This window comes from Oligoflexus sp., from assembly GCF_035638955.1.
In the GTDB taxonomy this organism is placed as follows: Bacteria; Bdellovibrionota_B; Oligoflexia; order Oligoflexales; family Oligoflexaceae; genus Oligoflexus.
Genome location: NZ_DASQYZ010000108.1, coordinates 1 through 8,139 on the forward strand (window position 1 = coordinate 1; position 8,139 = coordinate 8,139).

8 protein-coding genes are annotated in these 8,139 nt (G+C 48.9%); 6 read left to right on the plus strand and 2 right to left on the minus strand.

Translation table 11 applies throughout. The annotated features are described in order from the left end of the window. The first annotated feature begins 698 nt into the window (after positions 1-698). The 3 genes from VE954_RS10315 to VE954_RS10325 all read left to right on the plus strand — a co-directional run bounded on the left by VE954_RS10315 (position 699) and on the right by VE954_RS10325 (position 3,450). Complete coding sequence (locus VE954_RS10315) at positions 699-1,226, plus strand: SCO family protein (protein ID WP_324952358.1); 528 nt, start codon at positions 699-701, stop codon at positions 1,224-1,226. 69 nt (positions 1,227-1,295) lie between these two features. After that, positions 1,296-2,768, plus strand: coding sequence for a galactose oxidase-like domain-containing protein (locus tag VE954_RS10320; protein ID WP_324952345.1), 1,473 nt, complete (start codon positions 1,296-1,298; stop codon positions 2,766-2,768). A gap of 76 nt (positions 2,769-2,844) precedes the next feature. Next, positions 2,845-3,450 carry an endo-1,4-beta-xylanase gene (locus tag VE954_RS10325; RefSeq protein WP_324952347.1) on the plus strand — a complete coding sequence of 202 codons (606 nt, stop codon included), beginning with the start codon at positions 2,845-2,847 and terminating at the stop codon, positions 3,448-3,450. Positions 3,451-4,451: 1,001 nt separating this feature from the next. Here the strand turns inward: VE954_RS10325 and VE954_RS10330 are convergent. Next, positions 4,452-5,249, minus strand: a complete 798-nt coding sequence (locus VE954_RS10330; protein ID WP_324952349.1) for a trypsin-like serine peptidase — start codon at positions 5,247-5,249, stop codon at positions 4,452-4,454. A 390-nt stretch (positions 5,250-5,639) separates the two neighbouring features. Between VE954_RS10330 and VE954_RS10335 the strand changes: the two genes are divergently transcribed. Next, the gene (locus VE954_RS10335; RefSeq protein WP_324952351.1) at positions 5,640-6,506 is read left to right on the plus strand and encodes a hypothetical protein; all 867 of its coding nucleotides are present in this window, start codon (positions 5,640-5,642) and stop codon (positions 6,504-6,506) included. A 217-nt stretch (positions 6,507-6,723) separates the two neighbouring features. On the opposite strand, the gene VE954_RS10340 is transcribed toward VE954_RS10335, so the two are convergent. Then, positions 6,724-7,494 (minus strand): ATP-binding protein, encoded by a 771-nt coding sequence (locus VE954_RS10340; protein WP_324952353.1) that lies wholly within the window; start codon positions 7,492-7,494, stop codon positions 6,724-6,726. Here VE954_RS10340 and VE954_RS10345 point away from each other — a divergent pair, their 5' ends adjacent. Together VE954_RS10345 and VE954_RS10350 are read left to right on the plus strand one after the other, a co-directional pair. Beyond that, positions 7,495-7,731, plus strand: coding sequence for a hypothetical protein (locus VE954_RS10345; RefSeq protein WP_324952355.1), 237 nt, complete (start codon positions 7,495-7,497; stop codon positions 7,729-7,731). Positions 7,732-7,854: 123 nt separating this feature from the next. Further along, on the plus strand, positions 7,855-8,139 hold a 285-nt coding region (locus VE954_RS10350; protein WP_324952356.1), incomplete at its 3' end, for a hypothetical protein.

Here is an 8,139-nt window from a genome sequence, read left to right on the forward strand (position 1 = left end):
GTGATCATGGGCCTCTTCAGGAAAAAAGGCCAATTTCAGATCGCAAAAACCATCCGATCCTGCCTTTATGGCAAAGACATCGATCTGGATTACCTCTTCTCAAAAATTTAAGCCAAGGAAATAAAAGATTCATACAAGGGAGCGTCGTCTTTCACGGTATTCCTGCGGCCACAAAATGAAGTTTTTGCCAAAAAGTGACGAAGGTTCAGTTCAGGTCTTCCTTTCAGCATGAATTTCAAGGGTATCGCAATCCAGTGAAGCAGACCCGTGCAAGGCCTGGATTAATTCCTAGGCATTCTTTCCGGGGCCCTGGGGAATGGTCCCTTCAGAAAACCACCTTAGCCTCGGAAATGTTTGCGACAGAGCCTAGTTTTTGGTCACAACTTACAACGTGTTAATCTTTGTTACTCACCAAGGAAAATTTTCAACGCTCCCTCGATGACGAGGCGCAATCGAAAGAACCGAACCAAAGCCTGGAAACTTTAACTGCATTCATATTGAAATAAGCAAAGCTCGAGAGCATAATCCCGCTCAAGTAAGGTGAGCTTCATACAACTGGTAAATGAAATTATGGATGGAAGTTTATGCGCAATCGGAGATGGGTACATTGTCTCAAAAGATTGAGTTTTCTGATGTTCGTGTTGACCAGCGAAATTGCGCCAAAGGCATGGGCCAACCCACCTGCATTCACGGAGTTGATGGAAGGCCCAGCGGAAAAAAGAGTTCCTTGGGATAAACTGATACTAACAGATTCGCTGGGTCAGCCGTTCAGTATCGACCAGCTGCGAGGTCGATTGGTTCTGATTAATTTTTTTTTCACCTCCTGCCAAAGCATTTGTCCGCCACAAACCGCGGGATTGATGAATGCCTGGACCAAACTTGATGCTCAAGAGAAAGAGGCCATCGTCATCCTATCCATTACCATCGATCCTGAAAATGACACGATCGCAAAGCTTGCCACGTACAAGCAGAACTTTCGCATCGCCGATTCTTCGTGGGTGTTCGGGAGAGGTGCGCCGGAGGCTACGACTCAGTTAGGCGAGCATTTTGGAAGCCTCAGCGGTGATTCAAAACCTTTGGCTCATAAAGGTCGTATCTATCTTATTGACCCTAAAGGTAACTACCTATTGAGCTTCGCATCGCCGCCTCAGATCGACAGCAGTAAACTTGCAAAGGAATTGAGTGGAGCCGTTAAAGTTTTTATGAAAAATTCGAGGATTCAATAGGAATTGAGAGTCCACTAACTACCAAATCGACAAGAAAGGTTTCCTATGCATCAAGGACGAAGCGTATTTATGCACTTGGCCTTGGCTTCTGTATTGACGTCTCCTTTTGCTCTCTACGCAGCGCCGGGCGAAAATATCAAAGGGCGATGGGGTACTCAGTTCAACTGGCCTATCATACCGATCCATGCAGTTCTCTTGCCTCAAGGCAAAGTTCTTACCTTTGGGACAGATAGTAAAGGCAAACAGGGCGCACAGTTTAACTATGATATTTGGGACCCGGGCAAGGGTACGGGCAAGAATTCCCATCAGTCTTTACCGAATAAAATAAGCACCGATATTTTTTGCGCGGCTACAGGTCTGCTTCCCAACGGCGACGTTCTTATTCCAGGAGGCGATACAAGAAACCCGTCCAATGCTGGTATCAAAGCCACTTCCATCTACCGACAGGGCAAGCAAACGCTCGAAGCCACCGATGAGATGAATTTTGCGCGATGGTATCCGACTGTCACGACCCTTCCCAATGGTGAATCGCTGGTACATGGAGGAATTGATGGTGGAAAGGCCCCGGTGGCTGCGCCCGAGATATTCTCCAAGGGCTCCTGGCGTACAGTTTGGGGAGCTGCCAATGCTGAGATTGTTAATAAAGAAGCACGCTGGTTCTATCCCAGAAATTTTGTAGCACCCGATGGTCGTCTCTTCGGGATGTCTGGCGGTATCATGTACTATTTGGATTGGCAAGGTGATGGGGACGCGGAGATTGTCGGCAATTTACCCAAGAGAAGCCGCTCTTCCACCTCAACGGCTGTCATGTTTGAGCCAGGAAAAATTCTCCAGGTTGGCGGCAAAGACACAGGCAGCAGCGGTGATCTTGGCTCCAACAAAGCCATCATGGTCGACATTACAGAGGGCTCTCCCGAGGTGAGTAATCTTGCAGATATGGCATTCAAAAGAGAGTGGGCGAACGCAACTGTACTTCCGGATGGCCAGGTCTTTATTTCGGGTGGCAGCGCAAAAAAAAATGAGCTGGTCAATCCAGCAACAACCGCGGAGCTATGGAATCCGAAAACGCGCAAATTTACACAGCTGGCTAAAGCCGCTACGGCTCGGCTCTATCATTCTTCCGCACTTTTGCTACCCGATGCCACTGTACTCGTCGGTGGTGGGGGAGCCCCAGGTCCATTGACCAATCTTAATGCTGAAATATATTATCCACCCTATCTTTTCGATTCCGCCGGTAATTTTGCGAAGCGCTTAAAAATCGACGAAGTTGCAGCTGAACAAAGATATGGCAGGGTGACTGAAGTTCAATTCAGTGGCGCTGGTACTGTAAAGCGCGTGACTCTTGTCAGGACAGGCGCTGTCACACATTCTTTCGATATGAGCCAGCGCTTTCTTGAACTTGAATTTACCAAAGAGAATGGAGCGGTCAGTGTAGCCATGCCTGACTCTTCTCATATCGCACCTCCAGGATACTACATGCTCTATCTGGTGAATGACAAAGGGGTTCCATCAGTCTCGAAAATCATAAGGCTGGTAAACTAACGGCTGTGGGGGATTGGCGTTCGTATGTCTTGCACGAGGCAAAGTCATCTCCTCGATTCGATCTTTGCGGATGCCTTTGCCCTTATTCCCCCCCTTGGTTCGACACAAAAAATCCTTTCCTAAAACCAATCCAAATCAATCCTACGTGGAAGAAATTGCCAAGGGACTCAAGGCCAGTGGCAGTGCAGCGAAGGTGGACGGGATAGGCCTGCAGGCGCATTTTCGGTATCTAACCCCACCCGCGGAAATGCTGCAGCACTTTGAGGATTACCACGTTGCATCCCTTGGCGGAAAAATAAAGATCACGGAGTATGACAATGCCACGCTCGCACCGGATGATGTCCAGCGGGACTATTTCCGGGACATCCTGACCGCCACCTTCAGCTACGAACACAGCGACGGCTTTCTCATGTGGGGTTTCTGGGACGGAACCTCGAAGAAGGCTCCCCTCTTCGATACCGACTGGAACCTGAAACCGTTTGCCACACCTTTTATTGATCTGGTGTTCGGTGAATGGTGGACCCCAACCACTGAGCTCACGGCGGATGCCAATGGCAAGGTCTCGTTGCGTGGATTCAAGGGCATCTACAAAATCACTGTCACGAGTGGGAGTCAGGAGAAAACCAAATACGTCAAATTAGATGGAAACCTGAATTTTAACGCCAGCCTTGCAAACCAATAAACGGATTCGACATCATAAAAGAGGGGCAGAGTGGAGCATAAGTCAGCATTCCTGCCCGTTTTCTTGGTCGGGTAAAAAGAGGGTTTTGTTGCGTTTGCGAACTCTGAGCGAGGAAACATCTGGATTCTCCAGCTATCATGCAGCCATCGAATAGAAGATTTCAGCAGAGGTATCACCCTCTGCTCTGACCTGCCGTTTTCGAATCATTCTCATCGACTCAAAACCGCCAATTGTGATCTTTGCTGTTCGAAACCTCTTAAAGCCCAAGGTGGCCCTGCATTTGGGCGAAGAGCAGAATCATGGCCAGTACATCGGCCAATTCCTCGCGCAAATTCTTGTCGAGTTCGACAGAGGGACGGCGAAGCCATGGGTAGAGGTGCCACATCATAAACTGACAAGCTGTAAAGCAAACGTGCGTTTGGCTGACAATGGAAGGTAAAGAAATGATTTATCTTACAAAATCTGGTTGGTAGAGTCTTCGCCACAGGGAAGGATCCGTGCCACGATCCTGTTATGGCGAACAATGTGAACCTCCAACTGCCCCTCCTCCAACTAGCCGACGAGTGCATCGAACCGGTCTTCGGCCTTCTTGATCGAAACCTCAATGATTTGTTTGGCCATAAGCAGGACTCCTCTTCCCATCTCATTGGCACTATACTCGCTATGATTCGGGATGCAGTGTTGGGGGCGGCATGAAGATTGATTCAGAGCAGATCATCGAAAGTCCCATTGAGGCACTTTTCGACCTGCTGCATGACTATGGCAGAAGGGTCGAATGGGATCCTTCTTGAGCGAAGCCCGAGTGTTGAGGGACATCGAAAAACGGCAACCACGAGCCATTTGTTGTATCGAGCCAAGACGGATGAGATCCGCGAGATCCCTGATGTAGGTCGGGGGACGGCCGCCCCCGGCGCTTTGCTCGGCTCCATGGCCTTGCGTAGGCGAGCCGGGGAAGGATTTCCGCAAGACCGTCTGATTCCCTACATTCACCCCGATGGAACTTAGCGATTCCAAAGAGTGAGCAAAGCAGCATAAGCTTCTGTGGTATCAACGGCCGTGTTTCGCTGCGAGTAGGTGTATTCAACAGCGGTGACGGAATTGTACTCTGTGGATTGAATACCGGATATCCAGGCTGTGCTACCCTTCATTTCAAACATGGGCCCGCCTGAGGCTCCACCAAAAATATCACAGTCATGAGCTATTCTGCTAAACTCTTCCGTGCCGCGCGTCTGGCAACCACTATCAACGGTCAAAACCTGCCCACCTTGCCCAGTTCCGCCATCAACCGAGTATCCAGCAAGTTGAACAGGGTGAAAGTCTGGAATATCATCTGTGGCCCAGGCTGTGAGATTCATGTAACCGTATGTTGAACCCAGGTCACGATCCAGGAGCAGAACGGCCCAATCGTTTTTGGCCTTCGCGGCATCGCTTGAGCTGTAGTTGCCCATTTTGCCATCAACAACGATAGCAGCGGCCGGATAACTACCCTGATGGAAGCCGAGGTAGAAGTAAATATTTGGGATCAGACCGCCGGTCGAACTTCTTACACAGTGCGCGGCTGTGACGATCAGTTTCGGCCCGACTAAAGTCGCCGTACACGAGCCCGGTCCGTTCAGATAAAGCTTACCTATCGTGCTATAAGGGTAACTGACAGAACTTATGTTCGACGAGGCAACCCAGCGATCGTCATTTCCAAAAATGTTTTTCGTCTGGCTTAATTCCTGATCATTCTTCGCACTACAGCCTTGTATCATGGTTCCAGTCAGAACTAACAAACTAACCATCCATTTTTTTTTCAACGCATGTCCTCCTCAAAGCGCTCCTAAATGCTTTCTGAGGTAGATAACGTACGCGAGCCAATCTTTTTTCATGAGCCGAAAAGACATGTTTGAAAAATATTCGCTTCACCATGGACAGACGTCCAGAAAAATCGGGCTTTGGCTGCAAACTCTTGCAGAAAATTTCGTTGATTATGGTGCCTAAAGCCAGGACAGGCAATCCCTACAATCTTATGCATGGGCGACTAATTAGGGATGGGCGCCATGCATAAAGTCATGCGGGGGGCCTCCAAATGGCACACAAACCTAAGCGATTTCATACGAGATCAGAAAAAGCATGACACTGGAACAGTATAATATCAATATTGGATATTATCACTATAAGGTAATAGGAGGTCAGGATCTCGAAATATGATCGTCATACTTGCCTCAATATTTTTATCCTTGACGCTCTTTGTATCACGCATGGCTCTTGCCGAAGATTTGATCCGTATTCAAACACAAGAGTCGCAGGCTGATAGGCGGCAGCAGTATCCCATCCAACTTCTCGAACTCGTCCTGAAGAAAACCAGCAAAGACTATGGCGACTTCAAATTGATTCCGCAGCCTATCGAAATGAGTGGTTCCAGGCTCATGTTGGAACTTGAACGGAACCGGACGGTTGATTTGATTTGGTTGCCAACTTCCAATGAATTGGAAACCAAACTTCTGCCAATTCGCATTCCCATCATCAAAGACATACTCGGTTATCGATTGCTGCTCATAAAAGGAAACAATTCCAAACGATATGAAAATATTCGAAACTTGAAAGACCTTCAGCAGTTTACAATTGGGCAGGGTCATGATTGGGGGGATGTAAAAATCCTTGAAGCGAATGGCATCAAAGTTGTGAAATCCTCGTCATATGAAGGTCTTTTTCAAATGCTCATGACTGAGAGATTTGATTTTTTTTCCCGTGGAATAACGGAAATCTTTGATGAGTATGCGTCCCGCCACAATCAACTCGCTGGTCTGACCATAGAACAAAATCTTGTTCTCTACTATCCCTACGTCAACTACTTCTTCGTCAATAAACAGAACCATCGACTGGCCAGGAGAATCGAGGCGGGATTGATAAGGATGATAGCGGACGGCTCTTTTGATCGTTCCTTTGAGGCCTATTACAAAGTGAGCGTGGAGCGCGCCAATCTCAAAAATCGCCAAGTCATCAAACTTCGCAATCCTTTTTTGCCGCCGAAAACACCTCTGAATGATGAATCTCTTTGGTATAAACCTTGAATTGGTTTTTTGGAGCTTCGATGAAAATCAATACACTTTCCTGTTGAGGTCTAATGAGTTTGTCAATTTTTTCAAGCTCACTGAAAGCTGAAGAAAATCGATTCAACTTTCATGGTTATCTCCGAACGTCAGTGGGAACGACCGCGAGCCATTTTGCCTCCTTTTTTCTGAGAAAATTGCTTCTGAACCTAACCCAAGCGACGGCAACTTCAGCTTTCTAAAGCGGCATGCTCATCACGAGTTCCAACTCCGCCCCATGACCTTCGGCCACAGGGCGAATCCTGGCCTGGCCCGATCTTCGCTTCGCAACTTCACGAATGGCCACCATGCCTATGCCGCGACCGCTCGTTAAATTGATCAAGCCAGCGGTTGAGACACCTTCCTCAAAGAGGACATCGGCATAGCTTTGCCCTGGACCAGGTCGAAAGCCTCGTTTCTCTCCCAGCTGCTGCAATTTCTGTAGATTAAGGCCGACTCCGTTATCCCGAACCAGGACTCTCAGCTGACTCCGTTCGGCTTCACAGATGATGGAAAAAATGGGCCGTTCGACAATGGCACCAAGAGTCTTGGGGATCAGAAAACCATGATCTGCGCTATTGGTCAGGGCGTGAAGAATAACGTCGGACACGTCGTTTAGAAGGTCTTCGGGCCACTGTACGACCGCATCGACGAGCTCCAGCCGTGCAGCACGCAAACCGCCTTGCGCAAGCTGCTTTTGAATGCTTCGCCAATGGGGTTGAATCCTCTCCAGGAGGCCGGGTTCATCGTCCGCTCGGAGCACACCTGTGGGCGACCCATTCAGGCTGCTCACGATTTTCTTGTAGTGCTCCAGCAGGAGAAGCAGGGAATTCCGCCCCTGCAAGAAAGGACCTTGCTCCCCTCGCTGTACCAGGATTTTTGCACTGTCCTCCAACGAATGAACAGCCTGACTTAGACTGTCCAGACCCAAAGTTCGAGCTTCACCTTTGATGGTGTGCAAGTGGCCCAAGTGACGCTTGAAAAGCGCTTTATCCGTGGAATCGCACCCGCTATCTTCCAGCACCTGAACAGCCCGCGCCAGCAGTTTGGTGACAAGACCGAGATTTTTATTGAGAAGCTCGTGCAGAATCGTTTGCCAGATCTGTTGTTCGCGTTATTGCTCATCCACGTTGCGCTGCAATATCCGTCGTTCCGTATCATCCCGGACGCTCAGCAAGATACGATAGATTCGCTCATGTCCACTTAATATGGGCTGCCAGTAAAGCTGAAGGGATCATTCCCTGGATGCAGTTATCCTGCGAGGGCGCAAAACTGCTCGAATGGAGTCGAACCCTGAATAGACGGCAGCAAGAAATTTATCGAGATGACGGTGAATATACGCTACAAAGCCCCATCTTTGCCAAAGGACCTCGATCAATATGCAGTTAAAAGCGAAGATCGGGCCATCGGAGTTCTGATGCGTCAAATCGAAGATAAAGCGGGAGGCTACTTGCCCATCAAAATCTGGGCATCCGCAGATCCCCAAGCGAAGCTCGTCGGTGAAGTGCCCAGCGGTTTTTTCGCGCATGGATTGACGACATCCACCGTCTACGTGCAGCAATTCTTCGAGCGGCCCGATCCCCGTCTTCCCTTGAATGTGGGAGTCATGGGTGAG